We start from the raw sequence: 20,320 nt of genomic DNA, 5'->3' as shown, positions 1-20,320 counted from the left end.
ATCCAATCGTGAAGGGCCGCCGCGTGGTACGACACCCGGCGGCCCTACGCGCGTAGCGTCCCGACCGGGGCCCGAGGCGGTGGCGACAGCGCCCGGTTCGCCGCCATAACCTTCCACCATGGTGAGCACCCGCACGCCCGGCTTCTCCCGCCCGCGCGGCCGCTTCACCGGCCGTTCCAGAACGCCGGCCCCGACCATCGACGCCGAACCGCCGCCCAGACCCGGACGGCCGCCGACGGGCTCCACCGGCCGCCCGTTCCCCCGCCAGCGTGGTGAGAGCACCTTCCCGCCCACGCCCGTTCGGTGGAATCCCGCCCGGCTCGCCTCGCTGCGCTGGGTGCAGCTGCTCGGCTGTCTGATCGCGGCCGGCTGGGCCGCGGCCTTCCCGCTCGTCTCCGACCTGGCCAACCAGCGGCTGTGGGGCCTGGTCGCGGCCCCCGCCTACGTGGTGGCCGGGCTGCTCTGCCTCACCCTGCCGCGCCGCTTCGCGGCCGAGGCCGCCGCCGTGGTCGCCCTGCTCGGGGCCGTGCTGGCGCCGCTCGGGCTGCTCGCGGTGACCGGCCGCCACCAGTCCGAGGTGATGGTGGTCGAACGCTCGGCCCACCTGATGCTCACCACCGGCGACGTCTACCTCCCGCACCCGGTGGTGGTCACCGACTACAACCCCTACCTCCCGGCGATGTCCCTGTTCGGACTGCCGCGCCAGCTGCTCGGCAGCTCCACCGCCTTCGCCCGGGTCGCCGGGGACGCCCGGATCTGGTTCGCCCTCACCTTCGTGGTCTGCCTGCTGGCCGCCTGGCGGCTGCTCCGGCCCACCCGGCCCGGCACCGACGGCCATCGCGCGCCGCTGCTGCCGCTGGCCGTCCTCACCGCCTCGCCGCTGATAGCGCTGGCCCTGGTGGTCGGCGGCGTCGACCTGCCGCTGATCGGGGTCTGCTGCCTGGCGATGGCGCTCGCCGAGCGGGACCGCACCGTCGCCGCCGGGCTGGTGCTCGCGCTCGCCTGCAGCCTCAAGTGGACCGCCTGGCCCGCCCTGCCGGTGGCCGTCCTGCTGCTGTGGCGGCTGTACGGCCGGCGGCCCGCCGCCCGCACCGCGCTGATCGGGGCCGGGGTGAGCGCGGCGGTGCTGCTGCCGTCCGTCCTGACCCAGCCGCAGGCGCTGCGCGACCAGGTGGTGCGCTTCCCGCTCGGGATGACCGCGATCCGCACCCCGGCGGGCAGCCCGCTGCCCGGCAAGGTGCTGGCCGGCTTCGGGCCGACCGGGCACACCGTCTCCCTCGCGCTGATGACCCTGGCCCTGGTCGGGGTGGCGATCTGGCTGGTGGCCCGGCCGCCGGTCTCCGCGATCGCCGCCGCCGACCTGCTGGCCGCCGGGTTGGCGATCGCCTTCACGCTCGCCCCGGCCGGGCGGTTCGGGTACCTGGCGCTGCCCGCCGTCCTGGTGATCTGGCCCCGGCTGGCGGCCCGGCGCTGGAGCAGCCGGCGCCCGGCGGCGCCCAGGCCCGCGCCGGAGGTGCCGCGGCCCGCCCTGCCGAGGAGCTGACCGGGCCCGCACGCACGGGAGCCCGCCACGTCGTCCGTGGCGGGCTCCTCGCGTACCGGACTCAGGCGCTCACTTGTTGCCGGACTTGAGCAGCGAGGCCACGGCCGGGCCGGCCGCGTCCACGCCGTGGCCGCCGCCCTGGACCTCGGCGGCGACCGCGAGGTTGCCGCGGAAGGCGGTGAACCAGCTGTTGGTGGTGGACGCGCCCTGGACCTCGGCGGAGCCGGTCTTGGCCCCCGCGTTGTCGGTGATCCCGGCCATCACCTGGCTGGCCGTGCCGCCGACGGCGGTGGCGTTCATCATCGCGCGCAGCTTGGCGGCGACGTCCGGCGAGATCTGCCGGGCCGCCTGCTGCTGGGGCAGTCCGGCGACCAGGATCGGCTGCTTGAACGCGCCGCTCTGGACGGTCGCCGTGATCGAGGCGATGGCCAGCGGGTTCATCTGGACCTTGCCCTGGCCGATGTAGTTCATCGCCTGCTCGTCCTTGCTGCCCGGGGTCGCCGGGATCTTGCCGTCGGCGTTCGGCAGGCCGGTCTTCCACTCCAGGCCGATGCCGTACACGTCCTTGGCGGTGCCGGACAGCGTCTCGGGCTTGAGGCTGGTCAGGCCCTGGTTGATGAAGGCGGTGTTGCAGGACACCATGAAGTCCTTCTGGAGCGAGTAGTCCGGGAAGGCGCCGGGGAAGTCGTTCGGGATCGCCACCGGGTTGCTGCTCTTCTCCGGGCAGGCCACGTTGCTGTCCGGGGTGAGCCCGGACTCCAGCAGGGCCGTCGAGGTGACGATCTTCATCGTCGAACCGGGGGCGAGCAGGCCGGTGAAGGCCCGGTTCTGGCCGGTGGCCGGGGCGTTGGCGAAGGCCAGCACCTGGCCGGTGCTGGGCTCGACGGCCACGATGGAGCCCTGCTTGCCGCCCAGGTCGGTCATCGCCTTCTCGGCGGCGGCCTGGAGGGTGTTGTCGATGGTCACCTTGAACGGCTTGCCGGGCTTGGGCTCGACGATGGTGAACAGCTTGTCCGCGGCGGTCTTGCCGGCCGGGTCGGTGATCACCACCGCGCTGCCCGCGTCCTGGTCCTTGTTCGGGTCCGGCGGCAGCAGCTTGTGGGCGTTGTCCTGGAGGGTGGCCATCAGCGCCGGGGTGAGCGAGGCGCCCTGCAGCGCCTTGCCGTTGCGGTCCACCACGGTGGACGGCGGGGCGAAGACCTGCTGGGTGGCGATGGTCTCGTTGCCGGACAGGTGCGGGTGGATCACCGAGGGCGCCCAGTGCACGGCCGGGGTGTTGTCGCTCATCTTCACGACGCCGAGGAAGCCGTTGTAGTCCCAGACCCGGCTGGTGCCGGCGAACTCGGCGCGGGCCTTGAAGCCCATCAGCACGCCGGTGGGCCCGGAGGGGGAGGCGGCGGCGGACGGCGAGTCGGTGGCGCCGGCGGTGGCGCCCGCGGACGGGGTCGCCGAGGCCGCGCCGGTCGGCTTGGCCGGGGCCGGGGTGCCGGTCGCCGAGGCGAAGGCCTGCGGCGTGGCCGGGCCGGCCGGGGACAGGGTCAGCGCGCTCGGCTTCACCTGGTCCTTGAAGGCCGTCAGCGCCGTGGTGGCCGCGGCCGGGTCGTCGGTCAGCGAGGCCGCCTTGGCGATGTCGCCGGAGGTCCAGGCCGCCAGGAAGTCCTTCGCACCGCTCGCCGCCTGGTCGGCCGTGGGCGGCTCGGCGACCACCGTGCGGGGCTTCTTGTCGCCGGACGAGGAGTCCGACCCGCCCATCAGGCTGTAGGCCCCGTAGCCACCGCCCGCGAGGACGGCGATGGACACGCCGGTGATGATGCCGATCTTCGCGCCACTGCGCATGGTGCAAATCCCCCAGGGGTCTCGCGGCCGGGCGCAACCGGCGGGGCCGGAAACGCGGTACTCCCCCCACCCTAGGCAGGGCGGATCGGTGCGCCGACGAAACGCCGGGGACTTGTGACGGATCTGGTACGTGTTGTGGACGGGTTCGGACGGTTGGAGGGGGACCGTGTGCGCGCCCTCCCCGGACGCTTCCGCCGCTGGTCACGGGGGTCTCAGATCCAGCTGTTGAACCACATCCGGGCGCGCCAGTCGCTCAGCGGGATGGTCTGCCCGGTGAACAGCGGATAGAAGTACAGGAAGTTCCAGATGATCAGCAGCACCAGCAGCCCGGCCGCGGCCGAGCCGATGATCCGGCGGTCCCGGGAGGCGCCGGCCGGCCCGATCAGCGCGCCGATCAGCATCGTCACGGCGAGCACCAGGAACGGGACGAAGACCACCGCGTAGAAGAGGAAGATCGTCCGCTGCTGGTAGAGGAACCACGGCAGGTAGCCGGCGGCCAGGCCGCACAGCAGCGCGCCGGCCCGCCAGTCCCGGCGGAAGGCCCAGAGCCACAGGCAGTAGACCAGCGCCAGCAGGGCCGTCCACCAGAGCAGCGGGGTGCCGATGCCCAGCACCTCACGGGCGCAGTCGGCGACGGTGCAGCCGCTCTGGCCGAGCTTGGGGGACTCGTAGTAGAAGGACACCGGGCGGCCCAGCACCAGCCAGGACCACGGGTTCGACTGGTAGGTGTGCGGGTCGGTCAGGTGGGTGTGGAACTCGTAGACCGTCGAGTGGTAGTGCCACAGGGCCCGCAGGCCCTCGGGTATCCACGGGTAGTCGGTGGAGCGGCCGACCGCCCAGTCCCGGCCCCAGCCGCCCTGGCCGGGTGCGTTGCTGCTGGCGAACCAGCCCCACCAGGACGCCACGTAGACCGCGACCGAGACCACGACGACCGACACGAAGGCGGGCACCACGTCCCGGGCCAGCACCGCCAGGTACGGGCGCGGGGCGCCGGCCAGCCGGCGGGCGCCGACGTCCCACAGCACGGTCATCAGGCCGAACGCGGCCGCGACGTACAGGCCGCTCCACTTGGTGGCGCAGGTCAGGCCGACGCAGACGCCGGCCGCGATCCGGTACGGGCGCCAGCCCAGGTGGAGCCGCTGGGCGAGCACCGCGTCCTCGACCCCGCCGAGCCTGGCCGCGAGCCGGGCCCGGGTGCGGTCCCGGTCCAGGACCAGGAAGCCGAAGGCGGCGAGGATCCAGAACATCACCACCAGGTCGAGCAGGGCGGTGCGGCTGAGCACCAGGTGCAGGCCGTCCACCGAGAGCAGCAGTCCGGCCACGCAGCCCAGCAGGGTGGAGCGGAACATCCGGCGGGCGATCCGGGCCAGCATCAGCACCGACAGGGTGCCGAGCAGGGCCACCGCGAACCGCCAGCCGAAGGGGTTCATGCCGAACAGCTGCTCGCCCGCGCCGATGATCCACTTGCCCACCGGCGGGTGCACCACGTACGACGGCGTCGAGCGGTACGGCACGGCCGCGCCCGGCGTCATGATCGTCGTGTTGGCGTCCTCCGGCCAGTTGATCTCGTAGCCGCCGTGCCAGAGCGCGTAGGCGTCCTTGGCGTAGTACGTCTCGTCGAAGATGATCGCGTGCGGCTGGCCGAGGCCGGTGAACCGCAGCAGCCCGGCGAACACCGCGACCGCGACCGGTCCCAGCCAGCCGGACCAGCGGCACAGGAAGTACCAGAGGCCCTGCGGCAGCCGCACGCCCAGCCGCAGCAGCAGCGGGGACTGCGCGACGTCGGGCCGGGTAACCCCGGGGCCGTCCGGCATCGGCGGGACGAGGCGCTCGGTGAGCGTGCCGGTCGGGCGGGCCCGGTAGCCGAACCCGGCCAGGCGCTCCCGCCAGGGCGCGGGTGCCAGGGGTGGCTCCGGTGTCAGGGGTGACTCCGGTGAGCGGGGGGACGGCAGGCCGACACCGCCCCGCGCGGAGTGGTCCGTACCCGTGGGCGTCTGCGCCGCCGTGTCGCCGTTCATCCGCCACATCGTAGGGGCGCTCCTCGTACGTGTGACCGGTCCCTCGGAAGCTGACCGAATCGTCACCAAACGCCCCGGCGGCCCGGAGCTGCGAGGATGGGGCCCGTGACAGGAGTACTCGTTCTCGCAGGCACCCCCATCGGCGACGTCTCGGACGCCCCGCCCCGGCTGCTCACCGAGCTGGCCACGGCGGACGTCATCGCGGCGGAGGACACCCGGCGGCTGCGCCGGCTCACCCAGGCCCTCGGGGTGACCCCGGCCGGGCGGGTCGTCTCCTACTTCGAGGGCAACGAGGTCGGCCGCACCCCCGAGCTGGTCGAGGCGCTCCTGGGCGGCGCCCGGGTGCTGCTGGTCACCGACGCCGGGATGCCGTCCGTCTCCGACCCCGGCTACCGGCTGGTGGCCGCCGCCGTCGAGGCCGACGTCAAGGTCACCGCGGTGCCCGGGCCGTCCGCGGTGCTCACCGCGCTCGCGCTGTCCGGCCTGCCGGTCGACCGCTTCACCTTCGAGGGCTTCCTGCCGCGCAAGACCGGCGACCGGGCCCGGCAGCTGGCCACCGTCGCCGCCGAACCGCGCACCATGGTCTTCTTCGAGGCGCCGCACCGGATCGCCGAGGCGCTGGCCGCGATGGCGGAGGCCTTCGGGCCGCAGCGCCCGGCCGCCGTGTGCCGCGAGCTCACCAAGACCTACGAGGAGGTCAAGCGCGGGCCGATCGGCGAGCTGGCGGCCTGGGCCGCGGACGGTGTCAGGGGCGAGATCACCGTCGTGGTCGCGGGCGCCCCGCCGGCCGCGCCCCAGGAGCTGACCCCGGCCGAGCTGGCCCGGCTGGTGGCCGTCCGGGAGGAGGCCGGGGAGCGGCGCAAGGAGGCCATCGCGGCGGTCGCGGTCGAACTGTCCGTGCCCAAGCGGGAGGTCTTCGACGCGGTCGTCGCGGCGAAGCGGGAAGCCGTGGAAGGGGCTTTGAAAAAGGGGTGAATTCCGGGGGTTGCGTGGCGGGCGGGGAGTCGTACCTTGGAGGGAAGGCCCGGCTAAACGCCCGCTGCGATGAAGGTTCGACCCCGGATTCCGGTTCCCGACGCGCCCTTTGTATAGGGCTCGCCAACCCGCATCCAAGTCTTCACAAGAAGGGCGTCAGCCAGGGCGGTACGGGCATTTCCTTGAACGGAAAGACCCAGCCGGGCGAGCGCCCGACGGGCACTGGGAGTTGGCTATGAGCGACACGATCGGTAGCCCCCGCAGTGGCAACGCGCTGAACGCCCCCGGCCTGGCGGGGCGGGCGCACACTCCCGTCGAGACCGTCCGGGAGGCCTACTCCTTCGCCTGCCTGCGCTGCGGGTACGGCTGGGAGCAGGCGTACGACATCGAGCACCACGTGGCCCGGGACGGTCACATCGTGTTCGAGTACCACGCCAACGGTGTCCGGGTGCCGTCCCCGCTGCTCAAGCCGACCTGCCCGGGCTGCGGTGGGCACACCGTCCGGATCATGCGCGAGGGCCGGGTGGCCGGCGCCGACCAGCCCTGGCAGCACGCCCCCGGCTACCCCGCGCACGCCGAGCCGGCCCGGCCGGCCCCGGCCGCCGGGCCCGCCCGGCCGCAGGGGCGCTGGGCCCGGTTCTGGTCGCGGCTCCTGGGCTGACCGGGCCGACGGGTCCGGGGCCGACCGGGCCGACGGGTCCGGGGGAGCGCGGCCGGGGCCGCCCGCCGCGAGCAGTGCGGCGGGCGGCCCCGCGGTACGCCCGGGCGATATCCGGTCGAGGGGTGCGTTCGGGCCCGACTAAGCTTTCCGACCATGGCGGCCACTTCAGACCACAGCACCACCGGGACGAGCGCCCCGGCGTACTACGTTTCCACTCCGATCTACTACGTCAACGACCGTCCCCACCTGGGCCACGCGTACACCACCGTGGCGGGCGACGTCCTCACCCGCTGGCACCGCCAGCGCGGCGAGAAGGTGTGGTACCTGACCGGCACCGACGAGCACGGTCAGAAGATCATGCGGACCGCCGAGGCCAACGGCGTCAGCCCGCAGGAGTGGTGCGACAAGCTGGTCGAGGAGGCCTGGAAGCCGCTCTGGCAGCACCTGGAGATCGCCAACGACGACTTCATCCGCACCACCGAGGAGCGGCACACCGCCCGGGTGCAGGAGTTCGTCCAGGACCTGTTCGACAAGGGCGAGATCTACAAGGGCGGCTACTCCGGCCCCTACTGCGTCGGCTGCGAGGAGTTCAAGCTCCCCGCCGAACTGCTCGACGGCGCCACCGAGGACGAGAAGCTCTGCTCCGTCCACAAGAAGCCGGTCGAGTGGCTGGAGGAGGAGAACTACTTCTTCCGCCTCTCCGCCTACGCCGAGCGGCTGCTGGAGTTCTACGCCGCCAACCCCGGCTTCATCCAGCCGGCCTCGGCCCGCAACGAGGTGCTGCGCTTCGTCGAGCAGGACCTCAAGGACCTCTCGATCTCCCGCTCCACCTTCAACTGGGGCGTGCCGCTGCCCTGGGACGAGAAGCACGTCCTCTACGTCTGGGTCGACGCGCTGCAGAACTACATCACCGCGGCCGGCTACGGCAGCGACCCGGAGCGCTTCGCCGAGCTCTGGCCGGCCTCCGTCCACCTGGTCGGCAAGGACATCCTGCGCTTCCACGCGGTGATCTGGCCGGCCATGCTGATGGCCGCGGGCCTGCCGCTGCCCAAGCGGGTCGTCGCCAACGGCTGGCTGATGGTCGGCGGCGAGAAGATGTCCAAGTCCAACCTGACCGGCATCGCGCCCACCGACCTCACCTCGCACTTCGGCGTCGACGCGTACCGCTACTACTTCCTGCGGGCGATCCCGTTCGGCACGGACGGCTCGTTCTCCTGGGAGGACTTCACCGCCCGCTACACCTCCGAGCTCGCCAACGACTTCGGCAACCTGGCCTCCCGGGTCGCCGCGATGGTCGGCAAGTACTTCGGCGGGACGCTGCCGGCCGCCACCGCCGCGGGCGAGGCCGAGCAGGCCGTCGCGGACGGGCTGGCCGCCGCCGTCGCCGCCGCCGACGCCAAGATCGGCGAGGAGCTGGACTTCGCCGGCGGCCTCGCGGCGATCTTCGAGTTCGTCAAGCAGGTCAACGGCTACCTCACCACGCAGGAGCCGTGGAAGGTCGCCAAGGACGAGTCCGAGGAGGGCCAGGCCCGCCTCGCCACCATCCTCTACACCGCCGCCGAGGCGCTGCGCGGCACCGCCGTGCTGCTCAACCCGGTGATGCCGTCCACCGCCGAGAAGCTGTGGGCCTCGCTGGGCGCCGCCGAGGGCCTCGGCGCGCTCGCCGACCAGCGCATCGCCACCACCGGTGACTGGGGTCGGCTGCCCGTCGGCGCCACCGTCACCAAGGGCGAGATCCTGTTCCCGCGCCTCGAAGAGAAGCCGGCCTCCTGATGGCCGGCAAGGACGACGACCGGTCGACCCCGCCGCCGCTGCCGCACCCCCTGGCCGTGGCGGTGGCCGACTCGCACACCCACCTCGACATGCAGGCCGGCACCCCGGCCGAGGGGCTCGCCCGGGCCGCCTCGGTCGGGGTCGCCACGGTCGTCCAGGTGGGCTGCGACGTGCCCGGCTCGCGCTGGGCCGCCGAGCTGGCGGCGCAGTACGAGCAGGTGCACGCGGCCGTCGCCCTGCACCCCAACGAGGCGCCGCGGATCTTCCTCGGCGACGCCGACGGGTGGTCCGGGCAGCAGCGGCTCGCGGGCGGGCAGGCGGCGCTGGACGAGGCGCTCGCCGAGATCGACGCGCTGGCCGCGCTGCCGCAGGTCCGCGCCGTCGGCGAGACCGGGCTGGACTACTTCCGCACCGGGCCGGAGGGCGTGGAGATCCAGAAGGAGTCGTTCCGCCGCCACATCGAGATGGCCAAGCGGCACGGCAAGGCCCTGGTCATCCACGACCGCGACGCCCACGAGGACGTCATCGCCGTCCTGCTGGCCGAGGGCGCCCCGGAACGGACCGTCTTCCACTGCTACTCCGGCGACGCCGGGATGGCGAAGGTCTGCGCCGAGCACGGCTGGTACCTCTCCTTCGCCGGCCCGGTCACCTTCAAGGCCAACCAGCCGCTGCGCGACGCCCTGCTCGCCACCCCGCTCGACCGGATCCTGGTCGAGACCGACGCCCCCTTCCTCACCCCGCACCCGTACCGGGGGCGGCCGAACGCGCCGTACCTCATCCCGGTCACGGTGCGGTCGATGGCGGCGACCCTGGGGCTGCACGAGGACGAGCTGTCGACGGCGATCGCGGCGAACACGGCACGGGCCTTCGGGTACTGAGCGGGTCGAACGGGTTTCGGGTTTCGAAGGAACGATTCGGCACTCCCGGCTTCTTCCTAGGCTGGTTAGCATGAGTGCAGTGAGGGAGGTGGCAATGACCGCCGAGCCGATCAGCGAACCCGTGGACGATCGCGTCGAATGGTTCCTTCCGCCAGCCCAGGGCTGGACGTACGAGCAGGCTCAGGATTTCGACCTGCCGTTCGAGTGGGATCTGGTGGACGGAGTCATTGTGGTCCGGGGGCAGACGAACTTCTGGCATGACCTGGTGCGTTCGGGGCTGGAGCGAGGGCTGTTCGCTGCGCGCGTCGAGCCCTGTGCGGTCCTGCCGGAGCGGTGCATGCTGCTGGACGAGAGCAACACGGCCAAGCCCGATGTGGTGGTGTTCGACAAGACCGGTCTCGACGTCTTCGAGCTGGACTGTCTGCCGGTCGAGTCCGTGGTTCTGGCCGTCGAGGTGGTGTCGCCCGGGACCCGGGCCAGGGACCGCTTCGGCAAGCCCGGGCAGTTCGCCGAGAAGGGCATCCCCCACTACTGGCGGGTCGAGCGCGGCATCGACGACCTGCCCATCGTCCACGAGTTCCACCGGGACGAGGAGAAGGGCGTCTACTTGCCCGTCGCCCAGCACGAAGGGGTGCTCCGTACCTCGGTCCCGTACCCCGTGGAGATCGACCTCGCCGCGGTGGTCGAACTCTGAGTGCCGCCCGCGCCCGTATCCTTGGCGCGTGAGCAGCACCGACCCCACCCCTGACAGCCACCTGCTGGGCGCCGCCGACATCCGCGAACTGGCGGCCGCGTTCGGCGTGAAGCCGACCAAGCAGCGCGGGCAGAACTTCGTCATCGACGGCAACACCGTGCGGCGGATCGTCCGCGCCGCCGAGGTGACGGAGCAGGACGCGGTGGTGGAGGTCGGGCCGGGGCTCGGCTCCCTCACGCTGGCGCTGCTGGACGTCGCCCGGCACGTCACCGCGGTCGAGATCGACCCGGTGCTCGCCCGGCACCTGCCGGACACCGTCGCGGGCCGGATGCCCCGCAAGGCGGACGCCTTCGCGCTGGTCCTCAGCGACGCCATGGAGGTCACCGAGCTGCCCGGGCCGGCGCCCACCGCGCTGGTCGCCAACCTGCCGTACAACGTGGCCGTGCCCGTCCTGCTGCACATGCTGGCGACCTTCCCCAGCATCGAGCGGACCCTGGTGATGGTGCAGAGCGAGGTCGCCGACCGGCTCGCCGCCAAGCCCGGCAACAAGGTCTACGGCGTCCCCTCGGTCAAGGCCAACTGGTACGCCGACGTGAAGCGGGCCGGCGCGATCGGGCGGAACGTGTTCTGGCCCGCCCCCAACGTCGACTCCGGGCTGGTCTCGCTGATCCGCCGCGAGCCGCCGAGGACCACCGCCACCCGCGAGCAGGTGTTCGCGGTGGTCGACGCCGCGTTCGCCCAGCGCCGCAAGACCCTGCGCGCCGCGCTGGCCGGCTGGGCCGGCTCCGCCGCCGGGGCCGAGCAGGCGCTCGCGGCCGCCGGGATCGACCACAAGCTGCGCGGCGAGATGCTGACGGTGGAGCAGTTCGCCGCGATCGCCGAGCACAAGCCCGTCGCGCCGGTGGCTCCGGGCACGTCTGCCACGTCTGCTGAGGACGGCGAGTGATCACCGTACGGGTACCGGCCAAGGTCAACGCCCAGCTCGGGGTCGGCGGACTGCGCGCCGACGGCTTCCACGACCTGGCCAACGTCTTCTTCGCGGTCGCGCTCGGTGACGAGGTCACGGCCACCCCGGCGGACGGCGTGACGCTGTCCTGCTCGGGCCCCGACGCCGACGCCGTCCCGCTCGACGACAGCAACCTCGCCGCCCGCGCCGCCCGGCTGCTCGCCGCCCACCACGGGATCGCCGACCCGGGCGTCCACCTGCACATCGCCAAGGCCATCCCGGTCGCCGGCGGCATGGCCGGCGGCAGCGCCGACGGCGCCGCCGCGCTGGTCGCCTGCGACGCGCTGTGGCAGCTCGACACCCCGCTCCCGGTGCTGCTGGACCTCGCCGCCGAACTGGGCTCCGACGTGCCCTTCGCCCTGCTCGGCGGCGTCGCGCTGGGCCGCGGCCGGGGCGAGATCCTGGAACCGCTGCCGGTCGACGGCACCTTCCACTGGGTCTTCGCGGTTGCCGACGGCGGCCTGTCCACCCCCGCCGTCTTCCGCGAGTGCGACCGGCTCCGCGAGGAGGCCGGCACCGGCTCCAGCGACCTCCAGGTGCCCACCCCCGACGCCGACCGGGCCCTGCTCGCCGCCCTCGCCGACGGCGACGCCGTCGCCCTGGCCGGCGCGCTCACCAACGACCTCCAGGCCGCCGCGCTCTCCCTGCGCCCCGCGCTGGCCGCCACCCTGCGGGCCGGCACCGAGGCCGGTGCGCTCGGCGCCCTGGTCTCCGGCTCCGGACCGACCTGCGCCTTCCTGGCCAAGGACGCCGAGGCGGCGGCCACCGTCGCCCGGGCGCTGCTGGCCTCCGGCACCTGCCGGGCCGCGCACGCCACCTACGGGCCGGTGCCGGGGGCCTCGGTCGTCTGACTCCGACGGGGTGGGGTGCCGCGTCCGGTGCGGTGAGGGCGTCGGTCCTCCGGTGTGCCGGGGGCGTCGCTCGGGCGGCGTGGTGGGGGCGCTCGACGCGGTGAGGGCGTCGCGGCCCGCCCATTAGGCTGGGGTGATCGGGTCGTCCCCGAGAGAGGGGCGGGCTGGGCCCGCCCCCGACCGCCGAACCCAGGAGCGCAGCACACGTGGCCGTCAACCTCGCCACCATCGAGTCCGTCACGAAGGTCTACGGCACCCGCACCCTGCTGGACGCGGTCAGCCTGGGCGTGAGCGACGGCGACCGGATCGGCGTCGTCGGCCGCAACGGCGACGGCAAGACCACCCTGATCCGGATGCTCGCCAAGCTGGAGGAGCCCGACGGCGGCCGGATCACCTGGAACGGCAACCTCGAACCGGCCGTCCTCACCCAGCACGACTCGCTCGACCCGAAGGCCACCATCCGGCACGAGGTCATCGCCGACCGCGCCGACCACGAGTGGCTCGGCGACGCCCGGATCCGCGACATCATCGAAGGCCTCTTCGGCGGACTCGACCTGCCCGGCTTCGCCGACGGCCTCGACACCGTCATCGGCCCGCTCTCCGGCGGCGAGCGCCGCCGGATCGCCCTCGCCAAGCTGCTGCTCGGCTCCCCCGAGCTGATCATCCTCGACGAGCCCACCAACCACCTCGACGTCGAGGGCATCAACTGGCTCGCCCAGCACCTGCAGAAGCGCCGCTCCGCGCTGGTCTGCGTCACCCACGACCGCTGGTTCCTCGACCAGGTCTGCACCCGGATGTGGGACGTCCAGCACGGCGACGTGCACGAGTACGAGGGCGGCTACTCCGACTACGTCTTCTCCCGCGCCGAGCGCTCCCGGATCGAGGCCGTCGAGGAGCAGAAGCGCCAGAACCTCGCCCGCAAGGAGCTGGCCTGGCTGCGCCGCGGCGCCCCCGCCCGCACCTCCAAGCCGCGCTACCGGATCGAGGCGGCCAACGCCCTGATCGCCGACGTGCCGGACCCCCGGGACAAGAGCGAGCTGATGAAGTTCGCCAACGCCCGGCTCGGCCGCACCGTCTTCGACCTGGAAGGCGTCACCGTCAAGGCCGGCCCCAAGCTGCTGCTGGAGAACCTCACCTGGCAGCTCGGCCCCGGTGACCGGATCGGCCTGCTCGGCGTCAACGGCGCCGGCAAGACCTCGCTGCTGCGCGCCATGCGCGACGCCTACGCCAGCGAGGGCGACGTCCAGCCCACCTCCGGCGTGATCAAGGTCGGCAAGACCGTGCGGCTGGCCTACCTGTCCCAGGAGGTCGCCGAACTGGAGCCGACGACCCGGGTGCTGCAGGCCGTCGAGCAGGTCCGCTCCCGGGTCGACCTCGGCAAGGGCCGGGAGATGAGCGCCGGCCAGCTGTGCGAGCAGTTCGGCTTCGGCAAGGACAAGCAGTGGACGCCGGTCGGCGACCTCTCCGGCGGCGAGCGGCGCCGGCTCCAGCTGCTGCGGCTGCTGATGGACGAGCCCAACGTGCTGTTCCTCGACGAGCCGACCAACGACCTGGACATCGAGACCCTCAACCAGCTGGAGGACCTGCTCGACGGCTGGCCCGGCTCGATGGTCGTCATCAGCCACGACCGGTTTTTCATCGAGCGGACCACCGACGTCGTCCACGCGCTGCTCGGCGACCAGAAGATGCGGATGCTGCCGGGCGGCGTCGACGAGTACCTGGAGCGGCGGGCCCGGATGGCCGCCGCAGCGGCGCAGGCCGCCCCCGTCGCCGCGGCCCCGGCCGCCGACCCCGCCGCCGGGCTCTCCGGCGGGGACCTCCGGGCGGCGAAGAAGGAGATGCAGCGGATCGAGCGCCAGATCTCCAAGCTGGACCAGAAGGAGTCCAAGCTGCACGCCCAACTCGCGGAGCACGCCGCGGACTTCTCCAAGGTCGCCGAACTGGACGGGCAGCTGCGCACCGTCCGGGAGGAGAAGGAGGAGCTGGAGCTGACCTGGCTGGAGCTGGCCGAGCAGGTCTGACCGCCCGCCTTCTCGACTACCGCCGTTCGAGCAGGAGTTCCAGCTCGTCACTACCGCCGCTTGAGCAGGAGTTCCCACTCGGCACTACCGCTGCCTGAGCAGGAGCTCCAACTCGTCCGCCGCACGGCCCAGCGCACTGAGCGCCGGGTCGTGCGGTGCGTCCGGCCGGGCCGCCGGACCGACCGGCGGACGGTGCTCCCGGGCGGCGGCCGTCAGCTCGTCCAGGGCCCGCCGGACCCGCTCGGTCTCCCCCGGATCCGGCACCCGGCCCCCGTACCGGATCTGCGCGGCGAACGCCGCCACCGCCCCGCCCAGCCGCTCCAGCGCCGCCGTGGCCGGCAGCCACTGCTCGGCCAGCCGGCCCGTGGGCGGCGGCTCGGCCAGCCCCTGACGGACCTCCTGCCGGGCGTCCGCCAACGACCGGTAGGCCGTCCGGCGCAGCCACACCTCTCCGGTCCGGTGCTCCGTCACCGCATCCAGGTAGGCGCGCAGGGCGGTCGTCGCGGTCACCAGCCGCGGCTCGATCCGGTGCCGCGGGCGCTCCGGCCACAGCAGGTAGCCGAAGAGCAGCACGATCGTGCTCGCCAGGACCGTGTCCAGCACCCGCGGCCAGAACTCGGCCGCGCTGCTCTGCCCGCCGAGTTGGAGCAGCACCAGCGCCATCGGCGTCATCGCCACCGTGGTCAGCCCGTAGTGCGCCGCCGTCGCGTACGGCAGCAGCGCCACGCACAGCGCCGCCACCGCCGTCAGCACCCACTCCTCGGTGGTCGACGCCAGCAGCGCCGCCGTCACCACCACGCCCAGCACCGTGCCGACCGCCCGGCTCACCGCCCGCAGGAACACCGAACCCAGATCCGGCTTCACCACGAACGCGATCGTCATCGGCACCCAGTAGCTCTTGCTCAGCGGGTAGTTGGCCGTCACCGCCGAACCCACCGCGATGCACAGCGCCACCCGCAGCCCGTACCGCGCCGACGCGGCGGACCACAGCCGCCCCCGGAGCCGCCACGGGTCGGGCGGCGGCGCGGGAACCGCGTCGATCCGGGCCGGCCGGCCCGCGACCGCGTCCGCGGCGGCCCGCAGCGCCACGTCCAGGGCCTGCCGCGCCGGGGTGTCCGGCCGCCACCGCGGCACCACCACCTCGCCGCCGCCCCGCCGCACCGCGGCCGCCAGCTGCCCGGGCACCGCCGCCACCTCCGCCGGCACCGGCCGCCACGCCCACAGCAGGCCCGTCGCCGCCTCGGTCGCCGCCAGCGCCGCCTCGTACACCGGGCGCAGGGCCGTCCGGCCGTGCCCGGGGAACAGGTCCTGCACCTGGTTCAGGCGGGCCGTCAACACCCGGCGGGAACCCGCGCCCCGCGGCGTCCCCAGATCGCCGAGCGTCCGGCCGAGCGCCTCGTACGCCGCCGCCAGCGCCCGGACGCGCGGGTCGGCCGCACGACCGGGCAGACCCAGCAGTACCACGAACGCCGCACCCGCCAGCATCATCGGCGCCGCCGCCCACCACGGCCCCGGCAACGGCATCCCACTGCCCAACGCCGCCGACACCAGCAGCAGCATCCCCGCCGCCGACCCGCGCGGACCCGTCGCACTCAACGCACCCGACACGAACGCCGTCAGCGTCAGCCCGGCACCGAGCACCACCACACCCGCGTGGACGTGCTGCAAGGCCGTGCCGATCAGCATCCCCGCCGCCGAAGCCGCCACCGCCGACCCGATCCGCGCCGTCCGCAGCCCCGCGGGCTCGACCCGGTCGTTCATCGTCGCGTGCATCGCCCCCAGCCCGGCGAACACCCCCAGGTCCAGCCGGTGCGCCCACAACCCCAGCACCAGCGGCACCGCCATCCCCACCGCGGCCCGCACCATCAACACCACCGGCAGCGGCGGCCGTTCCGGCCGCACCGCCCGGGCCCACCAGGGCGTCCTCTGCTCAGGCATGTCGTCACACGTCCGTTCTGCGGCCACGGCTCGCTGCTGAGCGACATTGCACGGCAGATGGGGCGTACCGGGGCAGTCTACCCAGCGGCCCGACCCCGGACTGGACGTGTCAAGTTCGTACCGATCGCGCCCGCGCGGACCAAGGGCCCTGCCGGGCCGACAGAGGCGGTGGCTACCATGACAGAGGCGGGGGCCGCCCCCAGGGCGGGCGGCCGAACCGACCAGGACGGTACGTCTTGGAAGTTGACGGTGCGTTGCGGCGCGACGGGGCCCGGGACACGCCCGGGACGCGCGGGCCGTACGGGGGAGAGGTGGATTGCTGTGGGAGAGCCGACGACCACGCCGAGCGCGGGAACGACGCCGGCACCGGGGACACCGGGGGCACCGGACGCGACGCCGTTCATGCTGGACGGGCCGACGATCCCGCTGCCGTGGGGGCACGGGATCAAGATCGCCCCTGTGGTCAGCACCGTGCAGACCAACGTCAGCGCCGGCGACCTGGTCGCGGCCTTCGGCAAGCACGACGTCCAGGTCGAGATCAACACCCTCACGGAGTTCGCCAAGAAGGTCGAGGCCCTGCTCGCGGCGATGGAGGGCTCGGAGGCCGCGTCGTACAAGCTCGAGGCGCAGAAGGTGTCCCAGAAGAGCTTCGTCAGCGGGGGCCAGGCGCACCAGTTCGTGGAAGCGGTCGCGCTGTCCTCGACCTATGAGAAGGTCCACACCCAGCTCGTCAAGCTGCACAAGGACTTCACGTCCCAGATCAAGGCGATGCAGAGCGCGGTCGCGTCCACGGCGCACAACTACTCGACCAACGAGGACAACGCGACAGCCGATCAGAACGCGGTCGCGCAGAGTGCGGGTCTGACGGGAACGAGCGGCCCGGGGTCGAAGCGGACCGGCGCCAAGGACTTCTGATGGCGGTCGACGAAGACGGTTCACGGGGAACGGGGAGAGAGTAGTGGCAGTCCAGTCGAAGTTCGAAGGCATGGATCATCAAGTCCTCGCGGACATGGTCGGGGGAACCGATCCCGCGACGGTCCTGAGCCGCGGCGGGAAGCTGCAACAGGCCGGCGGCGTCCTCAAGGAGTTGAGTGAGGCACTCAAGTCGCACCTCTCCAAGGTCACCTGGGAAGGCCAAGCCGCGGAGAACTTCAAGACGTGGGCCGGGAATCTGCAGCAGTCCGCCGAGAAGCTGGGAACCTACTCGGTGGGCGCGGGCGATGCCATGAACCAGGCCGGTGAGGCGCTCAGCACGGCCAAGGCCGCGATGCCCAAGGTGCCGACGGAAGCCCTCGGCTGGGTGAGCGGGCGGAGGAACCAGGGGAACCCCGACCCCGATGTGATCAGGCAGCTGAATACAGTCGGTTGGAACCCGAACGGCCCTTCCACCGGGGACATCGACGCAGCCATGAAGCGGAAGAACCCGAACTGGGTCTCCGAGACGCAGGCGATGGCCGGAACGAAGGAAGTCTACGACGCACACCAGGAAGCCATCCGCCAGATGGAGAAGCTGGGCGAGGCCTACGCCGCTGCGACGACGACGCTGAACGGGCTGGGCGACAACGTGGTGCTGCCGGGGACGCCCGGGGCGAACCAGAACGATTCCACTGCGGTCTCCCGCGACGGTGGGAGCACCAGCGGCAGCTACGGCGGGTCCGTGCGCGCTCCTCGTTCAGCGGGTAGCAGGAGTGGCGGAAGCTCCAACCCGTCCGTGGGTTCCTATGACGGCCCCACCATGCGGCAGCGCGACCCGGGATCAGGCTGGCAGGACCCGTACAACCCGACCCACCCCGGCCCGACTCCGCCCTACGGCGGCGGGCAGCTGCCGCCCCCGCCGCAGGACCCGGGCACCCCGACCCCGCCGTCCCACCCGTCGGACCCGGTCACCCGTCCCGGCACCGGCCTCGACAGCATCCCGACCCTGCCGGACCAGACCACTCCGGTCGGTCCCGGGGGCGGCCCGGTGCTGCCGAGCGGTCCGGGTGGAACTCCCGGCTACCCCGGCGGTCCCGACGGCCGGGGCGGGCTGCCCGGCACGCCGGGCAGCGGCCCCATCTCCGGCTTCCCGGTGGGCATCGGTGGCGGGTCCGTTCCGACCAAGGGCATCGGCGGCATCCCCGGCAAGGGCGGCGGCTCGGTTCCCCTCCGTACCGGCCCGTTCAGCGGTGGTTCGGTCCCCGGCAAGGCCGGTACCCCGGGACTCCCGAGCGGAACGGTCTTCGGCCGTGAGGGCGCGCCGGGCGGCGGCCGGGTCGGCGGTTCGGCCATGGGTGGCGGAATGGGTGGCATGCACCCGGGCATGGGCGGCGGCCACGGCGTCGTCGGCGGTGCCGGTGGTACGCGCGGCCGGGGCCTGACCTCGACCCCGGGCGGCACGGTCGGCGGCCGCAAGGGCCCTGCTGCCAGCGGGGAGTTCACCCCCGGCGGCACGGGCCTGCGCAACCGCGCGGCTGCGGCGGAAGCTGCCGAGAGCGGTGCCCGGTCCGGGCAGAACGGCATGATGGCCCCGGGTGCGGGCGGCCACGGTGGCAAGAAGGACCGCGACCGCCGCAACCGCGCGGACTACCTCCACGAGGACGAGGAGACGTGGACCAGTGGTACGCCGCACAGCAACCCGGACGTGATTGAGTAGGACGGCATCGTCTGCCCGGCCACTGGGCCTGCCCAGTGGCCGGGCAGATCTGTTCGGGGCACGCTTTCCCGGCCTGTGGGGAGGCAGACGAGGAGTGGTGATGGGGCGGACGAACGCGCGTGGGCGTTGCCGGGCTGCGGTTGCGGCGCTTCTGGCGGCGGGAGCCGTAGTCGGCCCGATGACAGTGCCTGCAGTGGCAGAGGGATCGATCCGTGAGAAGCAATGGCATCTGGATGCCATGCATGCGTCGGAGATGTGGACGACCTCCAAGGGACAAGGCATCACCGTTGCGGTCATCGACGGTGGATTCAAGCTGGATCACCCCGATCTCGTGGGGCAGTTCCTGCCAGGAAAGGACTTCAGCGGTGGCTCCGACGGCGTAGGGACCTACACCGACGGGCACGGTACGGAGATGTCGAGCCTGATCGCTGGGACCGGGAAGAGCGTCGGGGGGACGGGTGCATACGGCCTGGCTCCAGGAGCCAAGATCCTCCCCCTGAAGATCAACAATGGCTCGGGCTCAGCGATTTCCCCGTCCGACTTCCTCGACCAGATCGGTCAGGCCGTCACTTATGCGGTCGACCAAGGGGCCAAGGTCATCAACATCTCGCAAGGTTTGGATGCGGTCCGATTTGCTTCGGACGACGTCGACAAACTGAAGCGGATTATTGCCCAGGCAAGGGCCAAGGGATCCCTGGTTGTGGCGAGCGTTGGGAACGAGGCACAGTCGGGGAACCCTGTCTCCTATCCAGGCGGTCTCCCCAATGTGGTTGGCGTCGGTGCAGTTGATCACGATGTCATCGCAACGTCCGAATCCGAGCAGGGGCCGCAAGTGATCCTTGCCGCGCCCGGCATGGACATCATTGCGGCCTGTACTGCTGATACCGGGTACTGCAAGAGCCACGGCACGTCCGACGCAGCCGCGTTGGTATCTGCGTCGGCAGCCCTGGTCTGGTCGGTGCACAAGGACTGGACCGCGAATCAGGTTCTCCGAGTTCTCATCAACACGGCGGGGAAGCCGACTGACGGGTCCGCCCGCAGCAATGATGTCGGATACGGAGTCGTACGGCCGCGGATCGCTCTGACGGAGCCCGGGGATCCTGGTCCAGCGGATGTGTCTCCGGTGCCGGTGGCGGATCCCGTGCCCTCGAAGAGCCCGTCCGTGTCCGCTGCCTCCAAGGCTCCGTCGTCGTCGGCTGCGGGCCCTGGTGGAAGTCCGTCCGATGTGGCGGTGGGTGCGCCGACTGCGGAGCCGAAGGCTGGGGCGTCGTCCGGGTCGGGTGGTGTGCTGCCGGTCGTGGGTGGGGTGGTGGCCGGGCTGCTGGTGGTGGCGGGTGTGGTGTTCGCGGTGGTGCGTCGGCGGAGGGCTGCCGTGCCGCCGGTGCCTCCGGGGGGCAATCCGTACGCGCAGTAGGCGGGTTGGGGCAGGTGGGCCCGGGTGTCGCGGTGGCGGCGCTCGGGCTTTTTGGTGGGCGCTGGGGGGCCGGGTGTGCG

At 72.7% G+C, this 20,320-nt stretch carries 15 protein-coding genes; 12 read left to right on the top strand and 3 right to left on the bottom strand.

Annotated elements, in window-relative coordinates:
- Positions 1 to 118: 118 nt before the first annotated feature.
- Positions 119 to 1,543: a glycosyltransferase 87 family protein gene (locus tag ACFC1T_RS27540; RefSeq protein WP_375892736.1), complete on the top strand. Its 1,425-nt coding sequence runs from the start codon at positions 119 to 121 to the stop codon at positions 1,541 to 1,543.
- A gap of 69 nt (positions 1,544 to 1,612) precedes the next feature.
- Here the strand turns inward: ACFC1T_RS27540 and ACFC1T_RS27535 are convergent, their stop codons facing one another.
- Together ACFC1T_RS27535 and ACFC1T_RS27530 are read right to left on the bottom strand one after the other, a co-directional pair.
- Positions 1,613 to 3,379, bottom strand: a complete 1,767-nt coding sequence (locus ACFC1T_RS27535) for a penicillin-binding transpeptidase domain-containing protein (protein ID WP_375892735.1) — start codon at positions 3,377 to 3,379, stop codon at positions 1,613 to 1,615.
- A 212-nt stretch (positions 3,380 to 3,591) separates the two neighbouring features.
- Positions 3,592 to 5,397, bottom strand: coding sequence for a dolichyl-phosphate-mannose--protein mannosyltransferase (locus ACFC1T_RS27530; RefSeq protein ID WP_375892734.1), 1,806 nt, complete (start codon positions 5,395 to 5,397; stop codon positions 3,592 to 3,594).
- 105 nt (positions 5,398 to 5,502) lie between these two features.
- On the opposite strand from ACFC1T_RS27530, the gene rsmI reads away from it, so the two are divergent.
- The 8 genes from rsmI (at position 5,503) to ACFC1T_RS27490 (ending at position 14,256) form a co-directional block, all read left to right on the top strand.
- Positions 5,503 to 6,372 (top strand): 16S rRNA (cytidine(1402)-2'-O)-methyltransferase, encoded by an 870-nt coding sequence (gene rsmI / locus ACFC1T_RS27525; protein ID WP_375892733.1) that lies wholly within the window; start codon positions 5,503 to 5,505, stop codon positions 6,370 to 6,372.
- Between the two features lie 229 nt (positions 6,373 to 6,601).
- Positions 6,602 to 7,033, top strand: a complete 432-nt coding sequence (locus ACFC1T_RS27520) for a hypothetical protein (protein ID WP_375892732.1) — start codon at positions 6,602 to 6,604, stop codon at positions 7,031 to 7,033.
- Between the two features lie 153 nt (positions 7,034 to 7,186).
- Positions 7,187 to 8,806 (top strand): methionine--tRNA ligase, encoded by a 1,620-nt coding sequence (gene metG / locus ACFC1T_RS27515; RefSeq protein WP_375892731.1) that lies wholly within the window; start codon positions 7,187 to 7,189, stop codon positions 8,804 to 8,806.
- A complete protein-coding gene (locus tag ACFC1T_RS27510; RefSeq protein ID WP_375892730.1) occupies positions 8,806 to 9,684 on the top strand; it encodes a TatD family hydrolase in 879 nt (292 codons plus the stop codon). The genes metG and ACFC1T_RS27510 overlap by 1 nt, the downstream gene beginning before the upstream one ends.
- Positions 9,685 to 9,778: 94 nt before the next feature.
- Positions 9,779 to 10,378, top strand: a complete 600-nt coding sequence (locus ACFC1T_RS27505) for a Uma2 family endonuclease (protein WP_375892729.1) — start codon at positions 9,779 to 9,781, stop codon at positions 10,376 to 10,378.
- 28 nt (positions 10,379 to 10,406) lie between these two features.
- Positions 10,407 to 11,324: a 16S rRNA (adenine(1518)-N(6)/adenine(1519)-N(6))-dimethyltransferase RsmA gene (gene rsmA, locus ACFC1T_RS27500; protein ID WP_375892728.1), complete on the top strand. Its 918-nt coding sequence runs from the start codon at positions 10,407 to 10,409 to the stop codon at positions 11,322 to 11,324.
- Positions 11,321 to 12,235 carry a 4-(cytidine 5'-diphospho)-2-C-methyl-D-erythritol kinase gene (locus ACFC1T_RS27495; protein ID WP_375892727.1) on the top strand — a complete coding sequence of 305 codons (915 nt, stop codon included), beginning with the start codon at positions 11,321 to 11,323 and terminating at the stop codon, positions 12,233 to 12,235. Before rsmA ends, ACFC1T_RS27495 begins: the two co-directional genes overlap by 4 nt.
- A 206-nt stretch (positions 12,236 to 12,441) precedes the next feature.
- The gene (locus ACFC1T_RS27490) at positions 12,442 to 14,256 is read left to right on the top strand and encodes an ABC-F family ATP-binding cassette domain-containing protein (protein WP_375892725.1); all 1,815 of its coding nucleotides are present in this window, start codon (positions 12,442 to 12,444) and stop codon (positions 14,254 to 14,256) included.
- Between the two features lie 84 nt (positions 14,257 to 14,340).
- On the opposite strand, the gene ACFC1T_RS27485 is transcribed toward ACFC1T_RS27490, so the two are convergent.
- On the bottom strand, positions 14,341 to 16,194 hold the full coding sequence (locus tag ACFC1T_RS27485) for an FUSC family protein (protein WP_375892724.1): 1,854 nt from the start codon (positions 16,192 to 16,194) through the stop codon (positions 14,341 to 14,343).
- A 321-nt stretch (positions 16,195 to 16,515) separates the two neighbouring features.
- Here ACFC1T_RS27485 and ACFC1T_RS27480 point away from each other — a divergent pair, with 321 nt between their 5' ends.
- The 3 genes from ACFC1T_RS27480 (at position 16,516) to ACFC1T_RS27470 (ending at position 20,240) form a co-directional block, all read left to right on the top strand.
- A complete protein-coding gene (locus ACFC1T_RS27480; RefSeq protein WP_375892723.1) occupies positions 16,516 to 17,109 on the top strand; it encodes a hypothetical protein in 594 nt (197 codons plus the stop codon).
- Between the two features lie 70 nt (positions 17,110 to 17,179).
- The gene (locus ACFC1T_RS27475) at positions 17,180 to 18,826 is read left to right on the top strand and encodes a WXG100 family type VII secretion target (RefSeq protein ID WP_375892721.1); all 1,647 of its coding nucleotides are present in this window, start codon (positions 17,180 to 17,182) and stop codon (positions 18,824 to 18,826) included.
- A gap of 193 nt (positions 18,827 to 19,019) precedes the next feature.
- Positions 19,020 to 20,240, top strand: coding sequence for a S8 family serine peptidase (locus ACFC1T_RS27470; RefSeq protein WP_375892719.1), 1,221 nt, complete (start codon positions 19,020 to 19,022; stop codon positions 20,238 to 20,240).
- Positions 20,241 to 20,320 lie beyond the last annotated feature (80 nt).

The sequence above is a fragment of the Kitasatospora sp. NPDC056076 genome, from assembly GCF_042266305.1.
In the GTDB taxonomy this organism is placed as follows: Bacteria; Actinomycetota; Actinomycetes; order Streptomycetales; family Streptomycetaceae; genus Kitasatospora.
This window is presented reverse-complemented; position numbering and strand designations above follow the sequence as displayed.

What these genes read in the sequence shown, in the direction of transcription:
- ACFC1T_RS27540 (WP_375892736.1), top strand. Translation starts at nt 119, where the DNA reads ATGGTGAGCACCCGCACGCCCGGCTTCTCCCGCCCGCGCGGCCGCTTC.
- ACFC1T_RS27535 (WP_375892735.1), bottom strand. Translation starts at nt 3,379, where the DNA reads ATGCGCAGTGGCGCGAAGATCGGCATCATCACCGGCGTGTCCATCGCC.
- ACFC1T_RS27530 (WP_375892734.1), bottom strand. Translation starts at nt 5,397, where the DNA reads ATGAACGGCGACACGGCGGCGCAGACGCCCACGGGTACGGACCACTCC.
- metG (WP_375892731.1), top strand. Translation starts at nt 7,187, where the DNA reads ATGGCGGCCACTTCAGACCACAGCACCACCGGGACGAGCGCCCCGGCG.
- ACFC1T_RS27510 (WP_375892730.1), top strand. Translation starts at nt 8,806, where the DNA reads ATGGCCGGCAAGGACGACGACCGGTCGACCCCGCCGCCGCTGCCGCAC.
- ACFC1T_RS27505 (WP_375892729.1), top strand. Translation starts at nt 9,779, where the DNA reads ATGACCGCCGAGCCGATCAGCGAACCCGTGGACGATCGCGTCGAATGG.
- ACFC1T_RS27485 (WP_375892724.1), bottom strand. Translation starts at nt 16,194, where the DNA reads ATGCCTGAGCAGAGGACGCCCTGGTGGGCCCGGGCGGTGCGGCCGGAA.
- ACFC1T_RS27475 (WP_375892721.1), top strand. Translation starts at nt 17,180, where the DNA reads ATGGATCATCAAGTCCTCGCGGACATGGTCGGGGGAACCGATCCCGCG.